The 24,642-nt window shown below is 56.9% G+C and carries 23 protein-coding genes, 1 tRNA gene and 3 pseudogenes; 8 read left to right on the plus strand and 19 right to left on the minus strand.

From position 1 onward, the window contains the following. Positions 1–192: 192 nt before the first annotated feature. From L888_RS14855 to L888_RS0104750, 13 genes are all read right to left on the minus strand, one after another. Positions 193–819, minus strand: coding sequence for a DUF5025 domain-containing protein (locus L888_RS14855; protein ID WP_245594822.1), 627 nt, complete (start codon positions 817–819; stop codon positions 193–195). A gap of 200 nt (positions 820–1,019) precedes the next feature. Further along, positions 1,020–1,994 carry a F0F1 ATP synthase subunit gamma gene (locus tag L888_RS0104695; RefSeq protein WP_005845980.1) on the minus strand — a complete coding sequence of 325 codons (975 nt, stop codon included), beginning with the start codon at positions 1,992–1,994 and terminating at the stop codon, positions 1,020–1,022. 9 nt (positions 1,995–2,003) lie between these two features. Beyond that, complete coding sequence (atpA, locus tag L888_RS0104700) at positions 2,004–3,590, minus strand: F0F1 ATP synthase subunit alpha (protein WP_027952041.1); 1,587 nt, start codon at positions 3,588–3,590, stop codon at positions 2,004–2,006. A gap of 52 nt (positions 3,591–3,642) precedes the next feature. After that, on the minus strand, positions 3,643–4,179 hold the full coding sequence (locus L888_RS0104705) for a F0F1 ATP synthase subunit delta (protein ID WP_005845978.1): 537 nt from the start codon (positions 4,177–4,179) through the stop codon (positions 3,643–3,645). A 7-nt stretch (positions 4,180–4,186) separates the two neighbouring features. Further along, a complete protein-coding gene (gene atpF / locus L888_RS0104710; RefSeq protein WP_005845977.1) occupies positions 4,187–4,699 on the minus strand; it encodes a F0F1 ATP synthase subunit B in 513 nt (170 codons plus the stop codon). A gap of 25 nt (positions 4,700–4,724) precedes the next feature. Continuing rightward, a complete protein-coding gene (gene atpE / locus L888_RS0104715) occupies positions 4,725–4,970 on the minus strand; it encodes an ATP synthase F0 subunit C (protein WP_027952042.1) in 246 nt (81 codons plus the stop codon). A 98-nt stretch (positions 4,971–5,068) separates the two neighbouring features. Further along, positions 5,069–6,136, minus strand: a complete 1,068-nt coding sequence (gene atpB / locus L888_RS0104720; RefSeq protein ID WP_027952043.1) for a F0F1 ATP synthase subunit A — start codon at positions 6,134–6,136, stop codon at positions 5,069–5,071. 11 nt (positions 6,137–6,147) lie between these two features. After that, on the minus strand, positions 6,148–6,426 hold the full coding sequence (locus L888_RS0104725; protein ID WP_245594823.1) for a hypothetical protein: 279 nt from the start codon (positions 6,424–6,426) through the stop codon (positions 6,148–6,150). 18 nt (positions 6,427–6,444) lie between these two features. Beyond that, positions 6,445–6,651: a hypothetical protein gene (locus tag L888_RS0104730; RefSeq protein ID WP_027952045.1), complete on the minus strand. Its 207-nt coding sequence runs from the start codon at positions 6,649–6,651 to the stop codon at positions 6,445–6,447. Between the two features lie 8 nt (positions 6,652–6,659). Continuing rightward, positions 6,660–6,899: an ATP synthase F1 subunit epsilon gene (atpC, locus tag L888_RS0104735; RefSeq protein WP_005845970.1), complete on the minus strand. Its 240-nt coding sequence runs from the start codon at positions 6,897–6,899 to the stop codon at positions 6,660–6,662. 34 nt (positions 6,900–6,933) lie between these two features. Beyond that, entirely contained in the window at positions 6,934–8,460 is a 1,527-nt protein-coding gene (gene atpD / locus L888_RS0104740; RefSeq protein ID WP_005845968.1) for a F0F1 ATP synthase subunit beta, read from the minus strand. Between the two features lie 136 nt (positions 8,461–8,596). After that, a complete protein-coding gene (pfkA, locus tag L888_RS0104745; RefSeq protein ID WP_005845966.1) occupies positions 8,597–9,577 on the minus strand; it encodes a 6-phosphofructokinase in 981 nt (326 codons plus the stop codon). Positions 9,578–9,635: 58 nt separating this feature from the next. Beyond that, the gene (locus L888_RS0104750) at positions 9,636–10,985 is read right to left on the minus strand and encodes an SLC13 family permease (protein ID WP_027952046.1); all 1,350 of its coding nucleotides are present in this window, start codon (positions 10,983–10,985) and stop codon (positions 9,636–9,638) included. 739 nt (positions 10,986–11,724) lie between these two features. Between L888_RS0104750 and L888_RS0104755 the strand changes: the two genes are divergently transcribed. From L888_RS0104755 to tatC, 3 genes are read left to right on the plus strand one after another with little or no spacing between them, the layout of a single operon-like run. Continuing rightward, entirely contained in the window at positions 11,725–13,143 is a 1,419-nt protein-coding gene (locus L888_RS0104755) for a glycoside hydrolase family 28 protein (RefSeq protein WP_027952047.1), read from the plus strand. 60 nt (positions 13,144–13,203) lie between these two features. Then, on the plus strand, positions 13,204–13,431 hold the full coding sequence (locus L888_RS0104760; RefSeq protein WP_005845960.1) for a Sec-independent protein translocase subunit TatA/TatB: 228 nt from the start codon (positions 13,204–13,206) through the stop codon (positions 13,429–13,431). Beyond that, positions 13,428–14,171: a twin-arginine translocase subunit TatC gene (gene tatC, locus L888_RS0104765; RefSeq protein ID WP_027952048.1), complete on the plus strand. Its 744-nt coding sequence runs from the start codon at positions 13,428–13,430 to the stop codon at positions 14,169–14,171. The genes L888_RS0104760 and tatC overlap by 4 nt, the downstream gene beginning before the upstream one ends. A 13-nt stretch (positions 14,172–14,184) precedes the next feature. Here tatC and tsaA read toward each other — a convergent pair whose 3' ends face one another. The 6 genes and pseudogenes from tsaA to L888_RS15080 all read right to left on the minus strand — a co-directional run. Beyond that, on the minus strand, positions 14,185–14,853 hold the full coding sequence (gene tsaA, locus L888_RS0104770; RefSeq protein WP_027952049.1) for a tRNA (N6-threonylcarbamoyladenosine(37)-N6)-methyltransferase TrmO: 669 nt from the start codon (positions 14,851–14,853) through the stop codon (positions 14,185–14,187). A gap of 21 nt (positions 14,854–14,874) precedes the next feature. Next, positions 14,875–15,585, minus strand: coding sequence for a phosphatase PAP2 family protein (locus tag L888_RS0104775; RefSeq protein WP_027952050.1), 711 nt, complete (start codon positions 15,583–15,585; stop codon positions 14,875–14,877). A gap of 10 nt (positions 15,586–15,595) precedes the next feature. Beyond that, positions 15,596–17,449, minus strand: a complete 1,854-nt coding sequence (locus L888_RS0104780; protein WP_027952051.1) for an LTA synthase family protein — start codon at positions 17,447–17,449, stop codon at positions 15,596–15,598. 60 nt (positions 17,450–17,509) lie between these two features. Beyond that, positions 17,510–18,151: a hypothetical protein gene (locus tag L888_RS0104785; protein ID WP_005845951.1), complete on the minus strand. Its 642-nt coding sequence runs from the start codon at positions 18,149–18,151 to the stop codon at positions 17,510–17,512. Positions 18,152–18,450: 299 nt separating this feature from the next. Beyond that, positions 18,451–20,697, minus strand: a pseudogene (locus L888_RS0104790) (endonuclease MutS2); the annotation flags it as partial. A 102-nt stretch (positions 20,698–20,799) separates the two neighbouring features. Then, positions 20,800–21,201, minus strand: a pseudogene (locus tag L888_RS15080) (endonuclease MutS2); the annotation flags it as partial. Between the two features lie 432 nt (positions 21,202–21,633). Between L888_RS15080 and L888_RS0104795 the strand changes: the two are divergent. The 5 genes and pseudogenes from L888_RS0104795 to L888_RS14860 all read left to right on the plus strand — a co-directional run. After that, a tRNA-Ser gene (locus tag L888_RS0104795) sits at positions 21,634–21,718 on the plus strand. A gap of 312 nt (positions 21,719–22,030) precedes the next feature. Continuing rightward, complete coding sequence (locus tag L888_RS0104800; protein WP_027952053.1) at positions 22,031–23,257, plus strand: site-specific integrase; 1,227 nt, start codon at positions 22,031–22,033, stop codon at positions 23,255–23,257. A 33-nt stretch (positions 23,258–23,290) separates the two neighbouring features. Beyond that, positions 23,291–23,755, plus strand: coding sequence for a DUF1896 domain-containing protein (locus L888_RS0104805; protein ID WP_027952054.1), 465 nt, complete (start codon positions 23,291–23,293; stop codon positions 23,753–23,755). A gap of 140 nt (positions 23,756–23,895) precedes the next feature. Then, entirely contained in the window at positions 23,896–24,243 is a 348-nt protein-coding gene (locus tag L888_RS0104810) for a hypothetical protein (protein WP_007367138.1), read from the plus strand. A 123-nt stretch (positions 24,244–24,366) separates the two neighbouring features. Beyond that, a pseudogene (locus tag L888_RS14860) lies at positions 24,367–24,642 on the plus strand (hypothetical protein); the annotation flags it as partial.

Raw genomic sequence — 24,642 nt, forward strand, 5'->3', positions numbered from 1 at the left:
AACGTTGACGGCCGTCGATTCGTCCAAGACAACGGGAAGTGAACATTTCCCGCAGGAAATTCGTCCAAGACAACGGGAAGTGAACATTTCTCGCGGGAAATTCGTTCAAGACAAGGGGGTGTGTCTCTACAAGCAAACCTCCGTTATCTTGTATTGACACATCCCCCTTTATCAGCAAAACGCCGCGGACGATTAGTAAAGTTTAAAGTCAAACTTCACGTCTACCGTCTTTTTCTGCGGGCTGTCCTCCGTGAACACGCCCTCCAATTTCCCGTCTATGCCAGGCCACTGGTGGGTTCTGTACTTAATCGTGAGTCCTTTCTGATATTCTATTTTATCATCCAACATCGCTGTAAACGTCTCCCAGCGGACACGAGTGGGCTTCGGCTGCGTCGGGTGATAAACCACCTTGTTGCCAGTCCTCTGATTCTTGATTTCTATGTAACAAGTGCTCTCAGACTGCACTCCCCCTGTTGCATTTGGAGAATATATCACTGTATTCGATGTCTGCAAGTCATTAATGTGCAGAAACAGCGTCACTACAGAGTCCTTGTTCTCCACAAGTTTCACCTCCCAATCAAGGCTGTTCTTCTCTGTCTCCCCGAAGCCGGTACGTTTAAATTCGTACAAAGACTTATCAGAGCTCACCATTTCATTCCTGTCGTCCATGGAAACAGGGATGCCGTTCACCTTTCCCTGAACATAACTCTGGTGATAAATCGTTTCCGCGGAATGGTCATCCGAACTGCATGCCGTTGCGAATATGCTTAAAACAAAAGCAAAACCAACAAGCCAAAGGGCATTTTGTTTAATCCTCATACTTAAAAAATCATTAAAAACAGTTGCAAAGTTAAGCATAAAATATGATTGACCAGGATTCATCAACCAAGTTTCTTATAAGATAATCCTATTGCAGCTCCTCGAAACAGCATGGAGCTTGCGGACCAATACAAGCGTGGGGTACGGCCTGATAACCGTACCCCACGCTTGTTGGTATTGTGATCGGTGTGCGTGCAGCGTCAGTTGTTGACGCTGCCACCCACAATGTCGAGCAGCTCGCTCGTGATGGCGGCCTGTCGGCTCTTGTTGTATTGCAGGTTGAGGCCGCGCAACAGCTCGTCGGCATTGTCGGTAGCCGTCTGCATGGCCACCATGCGGGCGGCATGCTCCGAGGCCGTACTGTCCAGCAAGGCCGTGTAGACCATCAGGTTGAGCAGCTTGGGGATGAGCACCGAGAGCACCGACTCCTTGTCGGGCTCCACGATGAAGTCGTCGTTGAGCGGCTTCACCTCGGTCTGCGCACCCTGTCCACCCACATGTCCTTTCCTGCGGAGATACTCCTGCGCCTTGGCCGTGACCATGTTGGAAGAGAGGTCACGGTCGTTGTAGGCCCCAATCTGTTCGGTCGAGAGGTCGATGGGCAGGAACATGCGCCGGGTGAGAATCTGCGTGCCGGCACTCTTGAAGTGGTGATAAATCATCTCCACCTTGTCAAATTCGCGCCGTGCAAATTTCCCGGCAATCTCCGTAGCGATGGCCGCGCAGTCTTTGGCGTTGGGCTTCTCGGCCAACTCCATAAAGTCGCCGGCCGGCTGATAGCCCAGTTTGCTCACCTTTTCGGCCACCCGTCGCCCTATGGGATAGATGGTGATGTCGGTGATGCCGAGGGCCTGGTACTCGCCAATCGTCTGCTGCATCATGCGGATGACGTTGCTGTTGAACCCGCCGCACAGCGAGCTGTTGGACGAATAGACAATCAGCGCCACCCGTTTGATGTCGGGCCGATCCTCGTCGAAAGGACTCTGCGCATCGGGCATGGACACCAGAAAAGCCTTCAGAATATGCTCCAGCTGATTCTCATAGGGCAGCATGTTCTGTATGGCCGTCTGGGCATGGTGCAGCTTCGACGAAGCCACCATCTTCATGGCACTCGTAATCTTGCGGGTGCTTTGGACGGATGCGATGCGCGTTTTGATCTCTTTTAATGACGGCATAGGCTACCCTCACTTTTTAAACTGTCCGGCAATGTTGGCCATGACGGCCTCGATGGTCTTGATGTCGTCGTCCTCCAGCCGACCGTCGGCCAGCGTGTCGAGCACTGTCTGGTGCTGTGAGCGCATCTGCTCCAGGAACTGGTCCTGACAGCCGCGCACCTGCTCCACCGGCACGTCGTGCATCAGTCCGTGCACGCCGCAATAGAGGATGGCAATCTGTTCGCCCACCGGCATGGGGCTGTACTGGGGCTGAATGAGCAGCTGGTTGTTCTTGCGTCCGCGATCAATGGTCATGGCCGTCACGGCATCCATGTCGCTCGAGAACTTGGAGAAAGCCTCCAGCTCACGGTACTGCGCCATGTCTATCTTCAGCGTGCCGGCCACCTTCTTCATGCTCTTCACCTGCGCCGAACCGCCCACACGCGACACCGAGATGCCCACGTTGATGGCCGGACGGAAGCCTTGGTTGAAGAGGTCGGTCTCCAAATAAATCTGTCCGTCGGTGATGGAGATAACGTTGGTCGGAATATATGCCGACACGTCGCCGGCCTGGGTCTCGATGATGGGCAGGGCGGTGAGTGAGCCGCCACCGCGCACATGGCCCGTCATGCAGGTGGGCAGGTCGTTCATCTGCTCGGCCACCTCTTGCTGATCGTTGATGCGCGCGGCACGCTCCAGCAGTCGGGAGTGCAGGTAGAACACGTCACCGGGATAAGCCTCGCGGCCCGACGGGCGCCGCAGGATGAGCGACACCTCGCGGTAGGCCACGGCCTGTTTCGAGAGATCGTCGTAGACCACGAGGGCGTGATAGCCGCGGTCGCGGAAATATTCGCCGATGGCGGCACCGGCAAACGGCGCATAATACTGCATGGCCGCAGGGTCGGCGGCGGTGGCGCTCACGATGATCGAGTAAGGCAGGGCGCCGTGCTCTTTCAGGGTCTGCACGAGGGCGGCCACGGTGCTGGCTTTCTGGCCGATAGCCACATAGATGCAATACACGGGGCGACCGGCCTCATAGTTGTCCTTTTGGTTGATGATCGTGTCCACAGCCACGGCGGTCTTGCCCGTCTGGCGGTCGCCGATGATGAGCTCGCGCTGGCCGCGCCCGATGGGAATCATGGAGTCCACGGCCTTGAGGCCCGTCTGCAGCGGTTCCTTCACCGGCTGCCGATAGATCACGCCCGGCGCCTTGCGGTCCAGCGGCATCTCGAAAGCCTCCGCGAGGTCAATGTCTCCCTTGCCGTCGATGGGCTCGCCCAGCGGGTTGACCACACGGCCGAGGAAGTTGTCGTTCACCCGGATCGAAGCGATGCGGTGGGTGCGCTTCACCGTCTGGCCCTCCTTGATACCAGCCGTCGGGCCCAGAAGAATGCAGCCCACATTGTCTTCTTCCAAGTTCATGACAATGGCCATCGTGCCGTTCTCGAACTCCAGCAGCTCGTTGGCTTCGGCATTGCGGAGGCCATAGATACGGGCCACGCCATCGCTGACGGTCAGCACAGTGCCCACCTCGTCGAACTGCTCGTCCGAGTTGACATCGGCCAACTGCTTCAGCAGCACCTCTGACACTTCGCTTGGTTTTATTTTATCTGACATTTGTTTGTTTTTGATTAAAGGATGAAAGCAAGGAGGGCAGCCCTCCTTGTCCTTACTTACGGAGTTGTACCAGAATGCTGTTCAACTTAGACTTCACGCTGGCATCCATGCGATACGTGTCGTACTCAAGGATGAATCCGCCGAGGATGTCGGGATCCACCTCCGTGTTGAACTCTACGGTACCATGAGTCTTGCGCTCCACCATCTGCTTCATGCGGCGTTCCGTTTCGGGCGACACGGGCACGGCAGTGGTGAGCTGGCCTCGGGTGATGTTCTTCTGCTTGCGGTAGAGCGTGACATAAGCGTTGGCCATCAGCTGCAGGGTGCTCTCCCTCTGCTCCTTGAGCACAAGCTGCAGAAAGCGGCTGGTCAGTCCCGTGGGTGTTCCCCCGACGGCCGTTTCCAGCACCATCCGCTTCTTGTCCCTGCCAAGCATCGGGTTGTCTATCGTGAGGCGCAGCCCAGGCACCTGGAGATAGCTCTGTGCGAGCGTCTGCATCTCCCGGTAAACCTCAGCCTCCCGTTTCTGCTCCACGGCACTTTTGAGCAGTGCCCGGGCATATCTGACCGATATTACACCTAAATCCATAGCCTGCTTATTGGTTGTCTGCCGGTTCCGTTGCAGAGACTTCGTCCAGCAATTTGTCTATCAATTCCATCTGCTTGTCGTCTGACGAAAGCCGCTCGCGCACGATTTTCTCGGCTATTTTCACCGAGAGCTCGGCTACCTGGGCCCGTATTTCGCGGATGGCCTGCTGCTTCTGCGCCTCGATTTCGCTCTTGGCGTCGCTGAGCAACCTGGCTCCCTCCTCCTTGGCTTGGCCCTGGGCTTTCGCAACAATGGCTTCGCGGGTTTCGGTGGCCTCTTTCAAGATGGCGGCCTGTTTCTCGCGAGCTTCCTGCAGAATGGATTCCCCTTCCTGTTGTATGTTGGCCAGCTTCTCATTGGCTTCGTGCGCCTTCCGCAGGCTTTCGTCAATGTAGTTCTTGCGCTCCCGCACCATGTTGGTGATGGCGGGGAAGCCCCATTTCCACAAGACGGCAAGCACCACGAGGAAGACTATCGTCATCCAGAAGAGCAGACCAGTACTTGGCATTAATAAATCCATACGCAGTATGTCCTGTTTTCGACGGTTAGATGCAGAGGAAAGCAACCACGACTGCGAACAGGGCAACGCCCTCGATCAGCGCGGCTGCCACAATCATGTTGGTGAAAATCCTGCTCATGACCTCCGGCTGACGGGCCATGGCGTCCATGGCCTGGCCGCCAATGCGACCGATACCGATACCAGCGCCAATAGCGGCAAGACCTGCGCCTACACCGGCGCCTAACTTTGCAATGCCGTCAGCAGCGGCAGCCAATAACAATGTTGAAATCATAGTTCTAAAATTTTAATGTTATTATCTTCAATGTTTTGTTTTCTATTGCTTGAACCTCGGGCTCCTCCTGCCCGAACCGCCCGTTCCGTCCCAGCCGTTCAGGCTTCGGCCCTGGCACGGGCCAGGCCGATGAAGATGGAGCTGAGCATGGTGAACACCATGGCCTGAATGAAGCAGACCAGAAATTCCAGGCACATCATGAAGACGCTCATCAGCACGCTCAGCGCCGTCATGCCGTAGAACGTGGGCCCGCCGATGACTGCCACCACGAAGATGATGCAGGTGAGCGACAGCGCGATGGCGTGTCCGGCCATCATGTTGGCGAAAAGTCGGATCATCAGGGCAAAGGGCTTGGTGAAGATACCCACGAACTCGATGAGGGGTATCAGTGGGAAAGCCTTGAGAGCCAGAGGCACGTCGGGCCAGAAAATGTCCTTCCAGTAGTGCCTCGAACCGCTGAACTGCGTCACGACAAACGTGCACAGGGCCAGGAAAAACGTCACGGCGATGTTGCCTGTCACGTTGCCGCCGCCGGGCGGGAACGGCATGATGCCCATGAGGTTGCAGGTGAGGATGAAGAAGAAGCACGTCATCAGATAAGGCGAATACTTCTCGTAGCCCTCGCCCACGCCGGGCTTGACGATGCTCTCCTCGACGTAGCTCACGAGCATTTCCACCAGTCCCGTGAAACCGCCGGGGGCCGGGTCGCTGGCCTTATGGCGGCGGTACCAGCGGGCCGGTATCAAGATGCAGAGCAAAAGTAGCGCGGCATCGATGAACATCACGGCCACCGTCTTGGTGATGGAAATGTCGAACGGACGGATCTCCGTGCCTCCCGCCACCTCGACCACCTTGCCGGCGTTGTCGCCCTGGGTGGCTATGGCCAGGCCGAACGGCCCTTGGCGGTAGCCCTTGGCGTCGGGCTCCTCGGCAAAGCGGGCCGTGCTGAACACATGCCACCCCGTGGAGCTTTTCACAATCACCGGAAGATTGATGATGACGTGCTTTTCGCCGATGTCCGTCACGTGCCACTCGTAGGAGTCTTTGATGTGTCCCACCACGATTTGCGACGTGTTCAACTTGCCCCCACCCTCCTCGGCGGCTCCCGCAGGAACGCCGAGCAGCATGAGCATCAGCACACAGACCATCTGTTGGATGTATTTCATTTGAATGCGTATTAATGTTTGATTTTCAGTGTTACCGCCATCATCACCGCATACATGACGAGCATCATCACGGCGAACGCCTTGGCCTGGGTTGCACTCTGGGCTATCAGCAGGACGTAAGTCCCCGTCACCGTCAGCACCAGCACCACGCGAACCACGGCCATCAGTATGTAGAACTTGGGCAGTTCGGCCGGCGCATGCTTCTTCACGAAGTCATAGCCCAGCACCCACGCCCCGCCCAGCAGGGTGAAAAGCAGCGCGGCGAGAAAGAGCATCCACGGCGAAACCATCGTCTCTTCGTCGGCGGGTCACCGCCCGTTACGGAAACGCCCCACCACGGCCATGGCCACCAGCCATGCCGCCAGCACGGCAAACGCCACGATGCACAGTGTGCCGGCATGGGCCATCTGCCCCGTCACGTTCAGCCCCAGCAGTGCGGCGAGGACCGCGCCCGCTATCAGCTGTATGCCCGTCTTGCGTATGTTGCGAATGGATTTCAAGGGTTGCGTCTTCATTTCCCGGGCTACACCTCCACGCAAAGGCTCACTTCGTTTTGCTTCACCTCCACGAATCCACCTTGCACCTGGAGTTCTTCGGCCCTGCCTTTCGCCTTGTATTCCACCTTGCCTTGGCCCAGCGACGAGATGATGGGCGCGTGGTTGTCCAGTATCTCGAAGCTGCCGAGTGTCCCGGGCACCGTCACACTGTCCACCTCTCCGTCGAACACCACTTTCTCTGGCGACACGATTTTCAACTTCAGCATAAGCTCTCCTATATATAATAAGGTGTAAGCATCATCAGCCCTTGGCCGCCTCGAGCAGTCTCTTGCCCTTGGCAATGGCGTCTTCAATGGTTCCCACGTTCATGAATGCCTGCTCGGGCAGGTCGTCCACCTGGCCGTCGAGGATGGCATTGAACCCCTTAATGGTATCCTCGATGCTCACCATCACACCTTTCACACCGGTGAACTGCTCGGCCACGGCGAACGGCTGCGACAGGAATCGCTGCACACGGCGCGCGCGGTTCACCACGAGCTTGTCCTCGTCCGAGAGCTCGTCCATGCCGAGGATGGCGATGATGTCCTGGAGTTCGTTGTAGTGTTGCAGCGTCTCCTTCACGCGCTGGGCGCACTCGTAGTGCTCCTTGCCCACAATCAGCGGGTCGAGAATACGCGAGGTGCTGGCCAGCGGATCCACGGCCGGATAGATGCCCAGCTCGGTAATCTTGCGGTCGAGCACCGTCGTGGCGTCGAGATGCGAGAACGTGGTGGCGGGGGCCGGGTCGGTCAGGTCGTCGGCCGGCACATACACGGCCTGTACGGAGGTGATGGATCCTTTCTTGGTCGAAGTGATGCGCTCCTGCATGGCACCCATTTCCGAGGCCAGCGTGGGCTGATAGCCCACGGCCGACGGCATGCGGCCCAGCAGGGCCGACACCTCGGAGCCCGCCTGGGTGAAGCGGAAGATGTTGTCGATGAAGAACATGATGTCGGCCGGTGCGCCGTCCTTGCCGCCGTGGTCGCGGAACTCCTCGGCCACCGTCAGCCCCGACAGGGCCACCGAGGCGCGTGCCCCGGGCGGCTCGTTCATCTGTCCGTAGACCAGCGTGGCCTGCGACTTCCGCAGTTCTTCGGGGTCCACGAGCGAGAGGTCCCACTTGCCTTCGTCCATGGCCTTGCGGAATTTCTCACCGTAACGAATCACGCCCGACTCGAGCATGTCGCGGATGAGATCGTTGCCCTCGCGCGTGCGCTCGCCCACACCGGCAAACACCGAGTAGCCGTCGTGTCCCTTTGCAATGTTGTTGATGAGCTCCATAATGAGCACAGTCTTGCCCACGCCGGCCCCACCGAAGAGGCCTATCTTGCCACCTTTCATGTAAGGCTCCAGCAGGTCGATCACCTTGATGCCGGTGGCCAGCATCTCCTTGTGGGTGGAGAGCTCGTCAAACTTCGGGGCTTCGCGGTGGATGGGGTAGCTGCCCTGCATGTCGAGCGGCTTCATGCCGTCGATGGGCTGGCCGATGACGTTCATCATGCGGCCCTTGATCTGCTCGCCGGCGGGCATGGTAATGGGGCTGCCTGTGGGCACGGCCTCCAAGCCGCGCTGCAGTCCCTCGGTGTTGTCCATGGCCACACAGCGCACCGTGTCTTCGCCAATATGCTGCTGCACCTCGATGATGAGGTCCTGACCGTCGGGACGCTTCACTCGCAGTGCCTCGTAAATCTTAGGCAGCACCTTCTCCGAGTCCTGGCCCTGCGTGTCGAAATACACGTCGATGACCGGCCCGATAATCTGGGAGATGTGCCCACTCATTTGTGACATAAGCTATGATTCTATAATGTTAGACTTGTTCTTTGCCTGTCGTGCGCACCGGGTGCATGCCCGTGCACGTCTTACCTGCAAAAATACGCTTTATTTCTTATATGTCGAAAACTTTTTAACAAACTTTAGTTCCATGCTAAATGCTCAGTTCGCCGAGCACTTTAATGAGCTTCCGGTCGAAAGGCTTGTCCGACCGGATGGCCTCCGAGAGGGGCACGTAAGTCACTTCATTGTTGTGGATGCCCACCATCACGTTGCGCTGGCCCTGCATGATGGCCTCGATGGCACCTACACCAGTGCGGCTGGCCAGGATGCGATCGTGGGCCGACGGACGGCCGCCGCGCTGCAAATGGCCGAGGATAGACACGCGCACGTCGTAGCCGGGGAACTCCTTTTTCACGCGGTCGGCATAGTAGAGGGCACCGCACTTGGGGCTCTCCGACACGATGACGATGCAGCTTTTCTTGGACTTGCGGATGCCGCGCTCCATGAACTGGGCCAGCTGGTCCACGTCGGTGGAGTCCTCGGGAATGATGGCGGCCTCGGCTCCGCTGGCTATGGCAGCATTCTGGGCCAGGAAACCGGCGTCGCGGCCCATCACCTCGATGAAGAAAATGCGCTCGTGGCTCTGTGCCGTGTCGCGGATACGGTCCACGCATTCCACGATGGTGTTGAGCGTTGTGTCGTATCCAATGGTGGTGTCGGTGCCGTAAAGGTCGTTGTCGATGGTGCCGGGCAGACCGATGCAACACATGTCATAGGCGCGTGCAAACTCCATGGCGCCCGTGAGCGAGCCGTTGCCGCCGATGACAATCAGCGCGCCTATCTCCTCCTTCTCCATTGTGGCGTAGGCCCGGTCGCGCCCCTCGGGCGTGGTAAACTCCATGGAGCGAGCCGTCTTCAGGATGGTGCCGCCCTGCATGATGATGCCCGACACGTTCTCTGTGGTGAATGGTTTCACCTCGCCGTTGATGAGACCGTCGTAGCCGCGGTAGATGCCCTTGATTTGAAAACCGTTGCAAATGCCTGCGCGCGTCACGGCGCGGATGGCCGCATTCATGCCGGGGGCGTCGCCTCCGGAGGTCATCACACCGATTGTCTTGATTCTTTTTACCATGATATGTTGTTTTATTGTTGTTCTTTCTTCTCTTGCCCGAGCCTCCGCCGGCCGGCCGTCAGAGCACCATGGCCAGCAGCAGGCCGAACCCTGCCAGTGCGCCCACGGCCGCTTTCCACCCCACCTGCTTGAAATACCAGCCCACGTGGACACGCTCGGCCCGTATCAAAGCCACACCGGCCACCGAGCCGAAGACGAGCACGTTGCCGCCCACGGCCGAGGCATAGGCCACAAGCTTCCAGTAGAAGGCGTTGGTCTCGCCCGAGGGGTTCAGCGTGATGAAGCTCGCCGCCGTGGCAAAATTATCGAGCACGGTGCTCGCCACGCCCGCCCCGAGGCCCATCATCCAGTCGGTGGCTCCCAGCCGTTGCAGGAAGTTCCAGCAGTCGGCCAGCGCACCCGTCTCCCTCACCACGCCGAGGGCCAGCATCATTCCGAAGACGAAGAGGATGGTTTGGTGGCTGGCATAGAACAGGGCCGGGGGCACGCGACGCTCACTCAGCCCTCCCATGTTGAGGAGCTTGCGGTTGAACAGCTCGTTGACCACCCACAGCACACTCAGCACACAGAGGGCGCCGAGGAAAGGACTCAGCCGCGTGATGTTGTGGAACGTGGGGATAAACCACAGCCCTCCGATGCCCACAATGAGCATCACCAGCCGCTGCCACGTGCTCAGCCGGGTGTCGTCGCCCCGATAGGGCATCGTTACCCACTCGGTCTCCACGCGATCGGGCAGCACGCGCCCTATCCACCAAGTGGGCAAAGCCCACGCCGCCAGGCAGGGCAGGGCCAGCGAAAGCGAGTAGTCGGTGGGCGTCACCAGTCCGTTGTTCCAGAGCATGAGGCCCGTGGGGTCGCCAATCACGGTGAGCGCCCCGCCGCAGTTGGCCGCCAGCAGGATGGCCGATCCATAGACCATGCGGGCGCGGCGGCTCAGCACAATCTTGTGCATCACCATGAGCATCATCACCGATGTGGTGAGATTGTCGAGGTTGGCAGATATTAATAAGGTGACGACGGCCAGTGTCCAGAGCATGCGCTGGCTGCTGCGTGTCTTGAGCAATTGGGAGATGAAGTCGAAGCAGCCGTTGTTGTTCAATATCTCGACGGTGGTCATCGTGGCCAGCAGGAAGAGCACCACCTCGCAGGCCCGACCCACATATTTCAGAAAAACGCTGCCGGCAATGAACTCCTTCACCACGACGCTGGTCGACGGCCGGCCGCCCAGAAAGAGCAGATAGTCGCCGGCATGCTGGCTCATCACGAAGTCGGTGCCGAAACAGATGTAGAGCACCCAGCCCACCGTACAGGCAAAGACAGCCACCGCCGCCTTGTTGACGTTGGTAAACTCCTCGGTGGCGATGAGCAAATAGGCCAGAAACAATATGCCGACAATGGCGATGGTCATTCTTCGAGAGGCTTTTAATGTTTGTCTTTAGTGACGTGGCAAAGATAAATAATAATCCTTAATATTGCAAAAGATACTCCAATTTTTATATTGGTTTAACGCGAGACGGATTGCACGGACGGGGCCGGCACGGGACGTGAGGTGGCCCATGGCTTTCCTGCAAGACGGAGATTGCAGGGAGTGCAGGGGGAGATCGCAGGGGGTGCAGCGCGTGCCGCCGCCGCCCTGCGCCGCAGTCCCCCACCGATGGCGGCGCAACGGCCGTGCGACGACGGCGCAAACGCAACGCGATAACGGCGTAAACGCAACGCGATAACGGCGTAAACGCAACGCGATAACGGCGCAAACACCACGCGACAACGCCGTAAACGCAGCGCGATGGCGGCACGAACAAAATGCCATGACGAACCAGCGGGCCGCCGGCAGAGGCCGATATTGGCGCAGGGGCCGGGTTTGAACCGTGGCCAAAAAGGCAGCCACGGGCCCCGCACGCCCCACCCGACTCTCGCCTCTGCCACCCCGCCCCACCCCAAACGTGCCGGAACCGCACAACAAACTTGGCCATTCGCTTTCTTCTTCCGCGCTTTTTCGTAACTTTGCAAACAAGCAAAGGCTACATCAAAACAGCGGCCACACGCCGGCACACTGCCCCAAGCACGCCGACATCCTGCCCGCGACACATCGGCACACCCCCCGCAACACACCGCCTCCCCAGGCCCAACCATTAAAAACAACACGTATGAAACAAATCATCCTGACCGCCCTGGCCCTGCTCCTGACCGCCCCGACATGCGCCGAGGGCACACCGACCGGCGGCTACGACCGCTACTACACCAACCTGCCCAAGCCCATGCCTAAGCCGAACACCCCGGCAATACCCAGCCTCAGCGTGAGCCTGAAAGACTACGGAGCCGTTGGCGACGGCCTGACCATGAACACCCGGGCCTTTGCCAAGGCCATGGCCGACCTGGCCAAACGGGGCGGCGGCCACCTGAACGTGCCGGCCGGCATCTGGCTCACGGGGCCCATCGTGCTCAAAGACAACATAGACCTGCACTTGGACCGCAACGCATTGATACTCTTTTCGCCCGACAAACGCGACTTCCTGACCGCCACAGACGGCAAGGCGGCCAAAGCCGTGCCCTGCCTCAGCGCCTCGAAGCGCAGCAACATCGCCGTGACCGGCGAGGGCATCATCGACGGCAACGGCGAATACTGGCGGCCCGTGAAGCGCAGTAAGGTGAGCGACACGGAGTGGAACCAGTACCGCGCCATGGGCGGCACGGTGACGGCCAAGGGCGACCTGTGGTATCCTTTCGGCCTGAAACACGAGCCCGACGTGGCCGAAGACCATGAGGCGCAGGAGCGGATGCGCCAGCACCTGGTGCGGTTCACCGACTGCCGGCGCGTGCTCGTGCAGGGCGTCACGCTGCGCAATGCGCCCCGGTTCCACCTGGTGCCCCAGCGGTGCACCGACGTCATCGTGGACGGCATCACCGTGGCTTGCCCGTGGAACGCGCAGAACGGCGACGCCATCGACATCGGAAACTGCCGCAACGTGCTCATCGTGAACAACACCATCAATGCCGGCGACGACGGCATCTGCATGAAAGGAGGTGCGGGAGCCAAGGGGGCGGCCGACGGGCCTTGCGAGAACATCAACATACAGGACAACCGCGTGTACCACGCCCACGGCGGTTTCGTCATCGGGTCGGAATTCAGCGGCGGCATGAACAACATCTACGTGCACCGCAACACCTTTGCCGGCACCGACACCGGACTGCGCTTCAAGAGTGCGGCGGGCCGCGGAGGAACCACGCGCGACATCCATATCTCGCAGATTTACATGACCGACATCAAGGACGAGGCCATCGTTTTCGAGTGCGACTACACCGACAACCACGTGGGGGCCGGGGCGCAGAAGAATGCCGAGACGGACTTCCTGCCCGAATTTACCGACATCCACATCAGCGACGTGGTGTGCCACGGAGCCCGGACGGCCATCAAGGCCCGGGGGCGGCAGGGCATGGTCCACGGCATCGGCATCAGCCGCAGCACCCTGCTCTACACCCAGACAGCCGCCGACATCGGGCCCGAATGCGACGTGCGGCTCGACGGCGTGGTGCTGAAAGACTTCGGAGAATGGGCGGGAAAGTAGGCGGCGCGGCCGAAAAACACTATCTTTGCAACCAAGACAACGATTAAAAACCATACGACTATGTTTGGATTGAGTACTACGGAGCTTGTCGTCATCGTGCTGATTGTCCTGCTGCTCTTCGGCGGAAAGAAGATTCCCGAACTGATGAGGGGACTGGGCAAGGGCGTGAAGAGCTTCAAGGAAGGCATGAACGAGGTGGAGAAAGACCTCGGCGTGGACGACGGGCAGCCGGACGACAAGCCGAAGCCCACCGCACAGACGGAGACGAAAGCGCAGGAAAGGGAATGACGTTCTGGGAACACCTGGACGTGCTGCGGGCCGACCTGTTCAGAATGCTGCTGGTGGCCGCGGTGTGTGGCGGCGTGGCCTTTGCGGGCAAGGAGCCGCTGTTCGACCTCGTGCTGGCCCCGGCGCATGCCGATTTCGTGGTCTACCGGCTGATGCACGCCGGGCCGTTCAGGCTGGAACTGGTCAACGTGGGGCTCACAGAGCAGTTCATGGTGCACGTGCGCACGGTGCTTTGCGTCGGGTTGCTCATGGCCTCGCCCTACCCGGTTTACGTGCTTTACAGCTTCGTGGCCCCCGCACTCTATCCCCGCGAGCGGCGGCTGGCGCGCCGCATCGTGCTGGGAGGCTACGCCATGTTCGTGGCAGGTGTACTGGTCAACTATTTCATCGTCTTCCCCCTCACCGTCAGATTTCTGGGCACCTACCAGGTGAGCAGCGACATACACAACCTACTGTCGCTGCAATCCTACGTGGACACGCTGCTGATGATGAGTCTGGTCTTCGGCATTCTCTTTGAGATTCCCGTCGTGAGCTGGCTTTTGGCCCTCTTCGGACTGCTGCAATCCGAGTGGATGCAACGCTACTGGCGCCATGCGCTGGTGGTCATCGTGACGGTGGCAGCCGTCATCACCCCCACGGGCGACGTGTTCACGCTCGCCGTGGTGTTGCTCCCCATCTGGCTGCTCTATGAGACCAGCATCATAATAGTGAAGGCGGTGGAGCGAAAAAAATCATTGTAACCCGAACGTTTCCTCACCCCAGCACGGTGAGCAAGCCGTCGGCCGAGACCCTGAAATGGATGTCGCGGCCCTCGAAAGGCATGCCATAGACCCTGGTGGGCGACTGCTGATAGTGGGGTCGAGGGTCGAGTTCGAGGGTCTTTCGCAGGGCAGCCAGCTGGCGCGCACTGAAAGACGCGGCCACCGCCGGCGGTATCTCGACCTGCAGCCGGCGGACGGGGGTGGTGTCGACAAAGCCCGAACGGGCCCCGGCGTGGCAGTCGGCATAGGCCACGTAGGGCTTGATGTCGTAGATGGGAGTGCCGTCCATGAGGTCGGCCCCAAGCACATGGATGATGGGGCCGCGGGCCGTCGCCCACTCCACATGCGACAGCCGTACCGACGAGAGCCCCAGGGCGTTGGGACGGAAAGGCGACCGCGTGGCAAAGACGCCCATGCGCACGTTGCCCCCCAGCACCGGCGGGCGCACCACGGGGCTCGTGGCCCCGTGCGGGTTGGCCGAAAACTCCCAGATGAGCCAGAGATAGTCGAAGGCCTCGATGCCGCGCAGGGCGTCGGCATTGCGGTATCGGGGCTCGAAGACGACGGTGCCCTCGAGCTCCTCCACGAGGCCGCTCTGCTTGGGAATGCCGAACTTCGACAGGAAAGGGGAATGGAAACGGGCGACGGGATGAATGTCCATGGCGGATAAGAAAACGGGCGATTAGGACGGATAGACGCCGATGGCGAGGATGAGCATGAGTGCCGTCTCGGACCAGCACACGATGACCGGCACGTACATCTGCGGCGAATTGACCTGGCTGGGCTTGAGCGTCTCGCACGTGCGGCGCATGGAACGCTGGAACACATAGTAGACAACGCTCGCATTGAACAGCCCCAACAGGGTGCCGGCCAGCAGGTCGCCCACATAGTGCACGCCGAGATAAGCCCGCGAGTAGCACATGAGCAGGGCCCAACCGGCCATGGTGAACGACAGCAGATGCCGCCGGAACACGTAGATGACAAAGAAAGCGGTGCCCCAACAATTGGTGGCATGGGCCGAGGGGAAGCCGAAACGGCCGCCCCGATAGCCATCGACGATGTGAATGAGCGGCGATATGGGGTTGTCGAGATTGGCCGGACGCATGCGCCCTATCATGCCGCGGATGAGCGAGGAACACACTTGGTCGTTGATGACGAGCAGCAGAATGCCCACCACAAGACAGGCCACATTGACGCGCCAATGGAAATTGCGGAACATGACCAGCACAAAAGAGAGATAGAACGGTATCCAGATGAAGCGGCCGGAAAACAGCATCATGAACGTGTCCCAGTAGTCGTTGTGGCAACCGTTCACGGCCAGGGTGAGGCGGGTGTCCCAATCGATAAGCGTCTGGAGGATGCAGAGCGGGATGCAGAGGGTGTGGAAAGTCATTCGGTGGGGCTTATCTTTGGGCTATGTCGTCAAAAAGAATTTGGGTGAGGGCCTTGCCATAGTCGAGCCAGAGGCTCTGCTGCGGGCCGTGGCCGTAGACCTTGCGCTGCAGCTTGTGGTCGTAGACCACGGAGCCTTGGGCGTGGGCCAGGCCGAAACCGTCGTTCATCATGAAGAAAGCATAGTGGGGAACGGCGGGGTTGAAGAGGTCCTTGGAGAACGGCGTGCCGCGGTAGGCTGGATGGCGGCGGCCTCCGTTGAGCTGGTTGAAGAGCGTGGCCATGATGTCCTGCTGGGAGCCGTAGGTGCCTATCACGGACGGACGGCCCACGGCCCCGCCCATCCATATCAGCGGAATGTGGAAGCGCCAGGGCTTGAAATTGTCGGCATCAGCAGGCCAGGCGCCCAAATGGTCGGGCACGAGCACCACCAACGAGCGGCGCCAACGCCCCGACCGCTTGAGATAACCGACGAAACCGCCCACGCAACTGTCGGCATAGGCAAAGGCATTGAGCACCTTGTCGGCATGGTGGTGGTAGGGCACGTCGAACGGTTCGTGGGAGCTGGAGGTCTGGATGACACGCAGCGTGGGACGGTTCGTGGGGCGTTCGCGCGCCAAGTCAGCCTCAACGCGGCGGAAGAGCAGGTGATCGGGCACGCCCCACTTGCTCACACGGGCCGACACGGGGAAGTCCACGTCCTCGGTGATGCGGCTGAAGCCCTGATTGACCAGGAACGATCGCATGTTGGTGAAGTCGGCGTCGCCACCATAATAATAATGCAGCCGGTAGCCCAGCACGCGCGACAGATTCTCGCCCAGCGAGGGAATGGCGGCCGTCTTGCGGGGAAACTTCATCAGGCTGACCGTGGCCGGAGCCGGATAGCCCTGCAGAATGGAGAGCAGTCCGCGGTCGGTGCGGAAGCTGTTGGCATAGAAATGAGAGAACCAAAGGCCCTCGCGCTTCAGCCGGTTGAGCGTGGGGGTGATGCCCGGCTGCCGGGTCAGCGTGTCGGAAAAACTTTCCAAGACAATCAGGTAAACGTCGGGACGCTCCACGGCAAGCACGCAGGTGTCGGGCGTTGCCGCCGCCGTGTCGAGTCGGTTGAGCTGGCCGACCAAGGCCTGGGCACGCCCGTCGTCCATGTAGCGGTACTGGCTCTTGAAGTCTTCCTGGTGGCTCACGCTCTCCAAAAAGGAGAAGAGGGGGTTCACGGCCGCGTGGTTCAGCGTCTCGTTGTCGGAAAAATAAGCCTTGCCTGTGTTCATGGTGGCTACGGAGAAACCACCGCGGATGGGCAGGAACAAGGCTGCCACCACGACGAGCATCAGCGGCACGCCCCACCACCGGGCGGGAGCGAGGGCGGCCGGAAGGAAGAAACGGCACGCCTTTCTGAACGCCCAGGCCATGAAAGCAGCCGCCACGGCCACGGCCGCCACGCCGCCCACGGCCTGCCACCACGCCACGCTGGCCATGGCATCGGCCGGTGAAGACGTGATGAAGAAGATGGGAGTGGCGTCCAACGGGAACCGCCAGTAGCCATAAAGGGCACAGTTGGCCACGAAAGCCAGGGACACAAGCAGCGACCCCAAGGCCAGCCAACCCTGTAACAAACGGCCCAGCCAACACTCGGCACGCGCAGAATGGAGCGCACGCAAAGGCAACGCCGAGACCAGCAACAGCAGTCCGGGCAGGGCCGAAAGATAGCCGGCCATGGAGAAATCGAGTGGCAAGCCGTGCCATACCACAGAGAATGTCTGGGCCAGGCCACCGGCATAGAGCAGAAGAAACACCGGCTTCTGCAGCATCATCAACGCTGCCCACAAAACAAAGATGGTGAGCAGCAGCAGAATTTTCTTGTTCAATGTCTGTCGTTTTGGGAAGTGCCGGGACGGGATCCTTGCGTGCCGCCCGCCCGGACACCGTTATTTGGGTTCGCCCGGCCAGTAGGTGACGACACCGTTGCGCGTCAGCTCGAACCACGGCTCTTCGTCGCGCAGCGAAATGTCATCGTACTCAAAAGGCATCACCACCGTGTCTTCGTAATCGGGAAAGACGAGCCCCATCTTGCCGGACTTCTCGGCAATGACGGGCATGGTGAGCAAATCGTCCACGTAGACATAGGGCGTGCGCAGGAAATCATAGGATGCCGACAGCAGCACACGCCCCTCATGGTCCTTGATGCCATACTTGCCGTTCTCCTCGAACACCTCGTGCAGCCGGATGTATTTCTCTTTCATGCGGGGCACATAAAAGGCCATGGTGTTCTCGTCGTGCATCACTTCGCTGAAATAACTGTAGGAGTCGCAGAAGTTGGCCATGGCCCGCGCAACAAGCATGCGCCAGTCCAAATCCTTCACCACCTTGCGATTGAGGTCGATATATCGGGCCAGAACCTCTTCGCGCTCGGGGATGGTGAGCTGGCGCAAACGGGCCTCGAACTTCTCCAGCATGGCCAACGAGCCATGCATGGCCTTGATATAGCGATGAACCTGGCGGCCCATCTCGTCACAAAAGAACTTGTCTATCTGGCGCACTTCGATCTCGTCTCTGAATATTCCTTCCATAGTCGTTTCTTCTCTTTGCCCTGAACAGGCCATTAGTGACTTTTAATCTTTATAGGGCCAAATTTACAAAGTTTCGCCGATACAGCCAAACATAACGGGGAAATAGTGATGCGCGAACCATCCAATTCCAAATTTTGAATGATGAAAGATAAATTTTGAATTGAAAAGGTACTGCCAAAGCAACCCCCGCGCAGCCAATTTTGAATTTTGAATTATGAATTTTGAATTGAAGAGGTACCGCCAAAGCAACCCCCGCGCAGCCAATTTTGAATTTTGAATTATGAATTTTGAATTGAAGATTACCCTAAGTCCACCACCGTAATGCCGGCTCCACCAAACTGCACATGCTCGTCGCGAAAATGGCTCACGCTGGGTTCGGAGGAAAGATATTGGCGAATGAGCTGGCGCAGGATGCCGTTGCCCTTGCCATGGAGAATGCGCACGCGCGGCATGCCCATGAGGATTGCATCGTCGACAAAATACTGCACAGCCTGCAGGGCTTCGTCGCCACGCATGCCGCGAACGTCGAGATCCTGCCTGAAATTCTTGCGGTGGTCGTCGATGGTGCCCTGAGTGACGTGGGAAATATTGTAGCTTTGGAGTCCGGCTTTGATTTCATCCATCTTTGTCTTGGGTGCATCCGTCTCGGCTACAACCTCTGATTCGCCCACCCCCTCGATACGGCCCAACGGCAATTTGGTGCGCATGTCGCCGATGATGACCGTGGCCGTCTTTCCGTCCAGAGCCTCAATGCGGCCCGTTGACCTAAGCCCCTTGATACGAACCTCATCGCCCGGAGCCAAGGACTTGGGGGCAGCACCCGTGGAACGCGGTTTCAAGGCAGCCCCGCGCAGGGTCTCGGCCGCCCGCTGCTCGTTGGCCTTGCGGTTCTTCTTGCGCTCCTCGTGACGCTGGCGGCGGGCTTGAATCTGCGCAATCTTCTTTTGGAAGTCTTCATCCGAGAGCACGCCACTCTGACGTTTGCCCGCCGCTTTCCAGTCGCCCGACTCCACTTCCTGCTTGAAAGCATCGAGCTCGGCACGTATCTTGCGCGTCTCCTCCTTCTCGGCCTGCTGCTCCTTGATCTCGCGGATGGTATTCTCTATGCGGCGGTTGGCCTCGCGCAGAAGTTCGTCGGCCTCCTGACGCGCTTGGTTCAGAATGTCACGACGCTGGCGATCCACATCGGTAATGTCGGCCTCATACTGGTCGATGCGCCGCTGAAGTTCCTTTTCCTGCTGGTGCACCGTCTGGCGTTTCTGTTCCCAATAACGCTTGTCGCGCACGATGTCCTGCAGGTATTTGTCGCTCTGGATGTAGTCGGAGCCCACCATGTCGCTGGCCTCGCGAATCACTTCTTCGGGCAGTCCTATCTTGCGCGCAATCTCGATGGCGAACGAGCTGCCCGGCCGGCCGATGTCCAATTGGAAAAGAGGCCGCATCTCATGGCGGTCGTAGAGCATGGCACCATTGGCCACTCCGTCGTGGCTGTCGGCAAAGTGTTTCAGATTCTGGTAGTGGGTGGTGATGACGGCCCAGGCACCACGGCGACAGAACTGCCCCAGCACGCTCTCGGCAATGGCACCGCCAATCTGGGGTTCGGTGCCGGTGCCGAACTCATCGATAAGAATCAGCGTCCTGTCGGAAGCCTGGCGCATCATGTTCTTCATATTCAAGAGATGGGAGGAATAGGTCGAAAGGTCGTTTTCCAGACTCTGCTCATCGCCAATATCCATCATGATGTCGGCAAAAACACCGCACCGGCTGCGACTGCCCACGGGAATGGAGAGCCCGCACTGCAGCATATATTGCAGCAGCCCCACCGTCTTGAGACACACAGACTTGCCGCCCGCATTCGGGCCGGAAATGATTAGAATGTGCTTCTCGGCCGTGAGCATGATGTCGAGTGGCACAATGCCCTGGCCCGCTTTGAGATGAGCCTCGAGCAATGGATGCCGAGCCTGAATCAGGTCTACATAAGGGCGGGCAGCGGGATGGGGCTCATAACCATCCATGGCTTTGGCCAGGCTGGACTTGGCCTGGATGAGGTCTATTTGGGCCAGGAAGTGATAAGAGTCGAGTATCTCGCGCACGTGCGGACGGATGCGGGCGGCCATCTTCGTGAGGATACGGATAATCTCGTGACGCTCCTCGCTTTCCAGCTCACGTATTTTGTTGTTGGCTTCGACCACTTCGGTAGGTTCAATGAACACAGTACGCCCCGTAGCACTCTCGTCGTGGACGATTCCCGAAATCTTGCGTTTCAGTGCCGGAGCCACCGGAATAACGAGACGGCCGTCGCGCATGGTGGGGGCCACGTCTTTGTCGACCACCCCGTCAGTCTGCGCTGCTCGAAGGATGCCGTTCAGAATGCGGGAGATGGAACTTTCCGTGCGAGCCAGCTCACGCCGGATATTGAGCAGTTCCGGCGAGGCATTGTCGCGGATATGCCCGAATTTGTCCAGAATCTGGTCTATCTGCTGAATGAGCACAGGAAACGTAGCTATACCATCAGCCAAATCGTGCAGAACAGGATAAGCCCATCGCTTGAGTGCAAACGCATCGGCAGTTACAGTCACCATGTCATCCTCTTCGGCGCCGATTGCAACATTTTCGTGCTGTGCTTCATCATCATAGCCTCTCTGGAGCACCTCTCCACTCACGTTTTCATGCCGTGTATCATGTTCCGCATGCCGCTGCTGTTCCATGGGTTCGCCACGATAGAGAAACTTCACGAGATCCTCAATGGTTTTCAACGAACGTCGCAAATCGAAAAGTTCTTGCTCCTCCATCCACGTGCCCTCCAGACGTACACGCCTCACGCTCTCGCGTACATCAAAAAAATAGGTGAGGGGGAACTCCTCGCCCTCCTCCCCTATCCGGCGCATCTCTCGGATTTCTTCCATCCAAGTGCTCACCTGTTCTGCATCTGCCGAGAAAGCCATCTCGTCCACCAAGCTCTTGCCCAGTGTAGACAGACACGCACTCTTCAGCCTTGCCCTGATTTCATCAAAGCCTATTTTGTTTTCAAAGTTGCTGGGATATATCATCTATCTCGATTCTTCTATTATACGTTGCCTATTACATATCACTTTGTTATACGTCACCATATCGCACGTCACCCTATCATGTGCCACACCATCACACACCGTCATTATACATCACCCTGCTATTCACCTACTCATTTCATAGAACTTCACGCCCGTCTGATGGTGCGTCACCCTATCCCATTTGCAGCATTACCGCCCTTGCATCGTATCACTACCGCCCTTGCACTATGTCACTACCACCCTTACATATTATTAATATATACCGTATTGTATTTAATTGCAAAAGTACCTCTTTTTCAAAGCACCATCAAATCCAATACCATTAATAAACGTTAACCCACATAAAAATCTTCTCCCTACTCCCATCAAATCCCAATTAAATTATCTACCTTTGCACCCACCTTCGAGAAGTGTCATTCGCTACATCGAGAAGGAGAGATGGTAGAGTGGTCGATTACAACGGTCTTGAAAACCGTCGTACCGAGAGGTACCGGGGGTTCGAATCCCTCTCTCTCCGCTAATAGGCTTCAAAAGGACTTCACAAAGGTTGTCAATTTAGCCTTCAAAAATTAGCTAATCGTTGTAAAATCAAGGTTTTACAACGATTTTTCTTTGTATATACCTCTATCGCCTGACGGCATAACCCTATGTTTTGACAGTCATTATTCGGTCAAATTCTGCTACATAAACTGCTACACAAAAATTGTAGCAATAAAAAATGTAGCAGTGACGGGATTCTGAATACCATATTGACGGCATCAATTCTTTCTGTTTCAGTATGTTATATATTAACTTTGCAGCCGAGTGCTACACAAAAGAATGATGCATTATGAGAACAAATTTCAAGGTATCCTTCTACCTACGCTCAAACTATGAGAACAAAGAAGGAAAGTCGCCTGTAATGCTCCGTGTATTCCTTAACGGAGAAATGGCAAATTTTGGCTCTACGAAAATTTTCGTGGATAAGACAATGTGGAATAATGCCACAAGCCGGCTTAAAGGTAGGACGGCAGAAAGTTTGTCCGTCAATGCCGCATTGGACTCTATTTCCACTACATTGAATGGAATTTACCGCAAGTTTGAGGATGACGAGTCCCTGTCATTGGAGAAAATCCGTTCTTTCTTTGTAGGAAAAGACAGGGAGTACACAACTTTCCTCCCGGTATTCGACAAGTTCAACGAAGACATCAAGCAGCGTGTCGGACACACCATCAGCAAAGACAGTCTGCAAAAGTACAGTGTTTTGAAAAGACATTTCTCAGAGTTCCTTATCCATAAATATGGAAGAAAGGATATAGGACTGACAGAATTCACACCATCCGTGGTACAAGACTTTGAGTTATATCTGAGTACTGTGGCAGGCTGCGCTTACAATACGTCGGTCAAGAAAATGAAGGCTCTCAAAACCGTAACCATATATGCACAAAAGCGTGGCTATCTCCTTCACGACCCCTTTCTCAATCATCGTTTCCACTTGGAGCCGGTAAACCGTGGTTTCCTCACGGACGAAGAAATCATGAAGATAGCCAACAAGGATTTCGGCATCCAGCGTTTGGAACTGGTAAGGGACGTTTTCATCTTCTCTTGCTTTACAGGGCTGGCATACATTGACGTGTCCAATCTCACACCGGACAACATCGTCACGCTCGATGACAAGCAGTGGATTATGACCAAAAGGCAGAAAACAAGCGTGGAAACAAATGTCCTACTTCTCGATATTCCGAAGCGCATCATTGCAAAGTATAGTGGAAAGACCTATCGGGATGGCAAACTATTCCCCATACTGACGAATCAGAAGACTAATGCGTATTTGAAAGAAATAGCCGACCTTTGCGGTGTCAAGAAGAACCTGACCTTTCACCTTGCCCGGCATACATTTGCCACCATGTCTTTGAGTAAGGGCGTTCCGATGGAAAGTGTGTCGAAGATGCTGGGACATACCAACATAAAGACCACACAGATTTATGCTCGCATCACCAACAAGAAGATTGAGCATGACATGGAACAGCTTGCCGACAAACTCGGTAAGTTCAACAAGGCAATGGGAATCCGATAATATAATAATGTATAACCCTAAACCAAGAAGATTATGACAACTAAGAAAGAACTATCCTACTTCCGTCTGAAGTTAGAGAACTACCTCAGTGAGCATTTCCCCGAAATGCTGAGTGACAAACCATTCATAACGGCAAGAGCCGACGAAGCTCTTACCACCTACTGCGATGCAGTGGCACAAGGCTTCTCGCATCCCGAAGCTGAGAGTATGGCAAGCGAAGTGTTGTATAGAGGACTGCATTTCTCAAAGTACGACACGCTTGTATCTGTCTTGGAGAATGAGTTTGAGAAAGAACTGCCCTCCCCACTCCCCGAAAGACTATCCCCGATACTCCTGAAGAACAAGGCTGTGCAAAGCGTTTTCGACAAGTATGAACTCACGGAAGATTTTGGCGCAAGTCCTGAGTATGAGAAACTCTACACCGAACTGACAGGAACAATCGTTCTGCTCATTGAGGTCAATGGTCTGCCAACGATAGGCGGTGAGAACATGACTTGATGCAGCACCATCGGGAGCTTTTGTAGTGTCAAGAGCCAAGATAAACGCTCCGCTCCACACGCCAAGAGTTTGTACCAACACTTGTCTTTGTGTAGCCTGCGCATCTTGTTATTGCTCTTGAACTATTCAAAGCTCCGATTATGAATACAATCATCATGAATCAAGATGTCCACACACCTGCCTTCATCAAGGCAGACGCATCGAACAAAAGCAATAACATCAAGCAGCAGCCGATTTCTTTCAAGCAAGTCCGCCGTTTCAGTTGGACACGCTTCATCGAACTGGTCATCCTGCTCTCCATCGTTATCGGTGTCGTTTGGCTTATCTCAAAGATAGTAACGCCACAGGTCGTTACCGCCGTGTCAGTCATTGCAGGCTTTCTGATACTGCGCTTTATTGTCAGAGTCATTCTCCAAGTTACCTTTACGCTGCTGAGCTTTCTCTTCTGGCTGGCGATACTCTGTGCCATCCTGCTTTGCGTGCTTTGAGAAGCACGACGATGTAATCTGTAAACACTTTCATTTATCGTTCATCAGGTGGTTATCTCGCATTTTGAGATAGCCACCTTTTCTGTTTTCCACTATGGGCGTTGCACTTTCGCTTCCTTTCCAATGCTCCACAATATGCGAAATGAAGAAGACGGATGCTGTTCCCTTTTTATCCGCAAAGGTAGTACGGGGCTTGTGGCTTTCAAAAGGTCAGTGCCGCTGGGTTTGTCTGGAAAATCTCCACACCTATGGGTAGTATTTTCCGCCAAAACCTTGTGCAAGCCTCGCCCCGCTACCTCTATTTTGCTACAAAAAGGAATCAGCATACTCCGATCTTTGGACGCATAAAAAAAATGTCGCTATGGATAAGCAAAAAGTAAATACAACATCTTCGATGAA

Source organism: Hallella seregens ATCC 51272 (assembly GCF_000518545.1).
Classification (GTDB): domain Bacteria; phylum Bacteroidota; class Bacteroidia; order Bacteroidales; family Bacteroidaceae; genus Prevotella; species Prevotella seregens.

What these genes read in the sequence shown, in the direction of transcription:
- L888_RS14855 (WP_245594822.1), bottom strand. Translation starts at nt 819, where the DNA reads ATGAGGATTAAACAAAATGCCCTTTGGCTTGTTGGTTTTGCTTTTGTT.
- L888_RS0104810 (WP_007367138.1), top strand. Translation starts at nt 23,896, where the DNA reads ATGAATACAATCATCATGAATCAAGATGTCCACACACCTGCCTTCATC.
- pfkA (WP_005845966.1), bottom strand. Translation starts at nt 9,577, where the DNA reads ATGGTAAAAAGAATCAAGACAATCGGTGTGATGACCTCCGGAGGCGAC.
- L888_RS0104785 (WP_005845951.1), bottom strand. Translation starts at nt 18,151, where the DNA reads ATGGAAGGAATATTCAGAGACGAGATCGAAGTGCGCCAGATAGACAAG.
- tatC (WP_027952048.1), top strand. Translation starts at nt 13,428, where the DNA reads ATGACGTTCTGGGAACACCTGGACGTGCTGCGGGCCGACCTGTTCAGA.
- L888_RS0104805 (WP_027952054.1), top strand. Translation starts at nt 23,291, where the DNA reads ATGACAACTAAGAAAGAACTATCCTACTTCCGTCTGAAGTTAGAGAAC.
- L888_RS0104775 (WP_027952050.1), bottom strand. Translation starts at nt 15,585, where the DNA reads ATGACTTTCCACACCCTCTGCATCCCGCTCTGCATCCTCCAGACGCTT.
- L888_RS0104755 (WP_027952047.1), top strand. Translation starts at nt 11,725, where the DNA reads ATGAAACAAATCATCCTGACCGCCCTGGCCCTGCTCCTGACCGCCCCG.
- atpD (WP_005845968.1), bottom strand. Translation starts at nt 8,460, where the DNA reads ATGTCACAAATGAGTGGGCACATCTCCCAGATTATCGGGCCGGTCATC.
- L888_RS0104730 (WP_027952045.1), bottom strand. Translation starts at nt 6,651, where the DNA reads ATGAAGACGCAACCCTTGAAATCCATTCGCAACATACGCAAGACGGGC.
- atpC (WP_005845970.1), bottom strand. Translation starts at nt 6,899, where the DNA reads ATGCTGAAGTTGAAAATCGTGTCGCCAGAGAAAGTGGTGTTCGACGGA.
- atpA (WP_027952041.1), bottom strand. Translation starts at nt 3,590, where the DNA reads ATGTCAGATAAAATAAAACCAAGCGAAGTGTCAGAGGTGCTGCTGAAG.
- L888_RS0104800 (WP_027952053.1), top strand. Translation starts at nt 22,031, where the DNA reads ATGAGAACAAATTTCAAGGTATCCTTCTACCTACGCTCAAACTATGAG.
- L888_RS0104725 (WP_245594823.1), bottom strand. Translation starts at nt 6,426, where the DNA reads ATGGTTTCGCCGTGGATGCTCTTTCTCGCCGCGCTGCTTTTCACCCTG.
- L888_RS0104705 (WP_005845978.1), bottom strand. Translation starts at nt 4,179, where the DNA reads ATGGATTTAGGTGTAATATCGGTCAGATATGCCCGGGCACTGCTCAAA.
- tsaA (WP_027952049.1), bottom strand. Translation starts at nt 14,853, where the DNA reads ATGGACATTCATCCCGTCGCCCGTTTCCATTCCCCTTTCCTGTCGAAG.
- atpE (WP_027952042.1), bottom strand. Translation starts at nt 4,970, where the DNA reads ATGATTTCAACATTGTTATTGGCTGCCGCTGCTGACGGCATTGCAAAG.
- L888_RS0104760 (WP_005845960.1), top strand. Translation starts at nt 13,204, where the DNA reads ATGTTTGGATTGAGTACTACGGAGCTTGTCGTCATCGTGCTGATTGTC.
- atpB (WP_027952043.1), bottom strand. Translation starts at nt 6,136, where the DNA reads ATGAAATACATCCAACAGATGGTCTGTGTGCTGATGCTCATGCTGCTC.
- atpF (WP_005845977.1), bottom strand. Translation starts at nt 4,699, where the DNA reads ATGGATTTATTAATGCCAAGTACTGGTCTGCTCTTCTGGATGACGATA.
- L888_RS0104750 (WP_027952046.1), bottom strand. Translation starts at nt 10,985, where the DNA reads ATGACCATCGCCATTGTCGGCATATTGTTTCTGGCCTATTTGCTCATC.
- L888_RS0104695 (WP_005845980.1), bottom strand. Translation starts at nt 1,994, where the DNA reads ATGCCGTCATTAAAAGAGATCAAAACGCGCATCGCATCCGTCCAAAGC.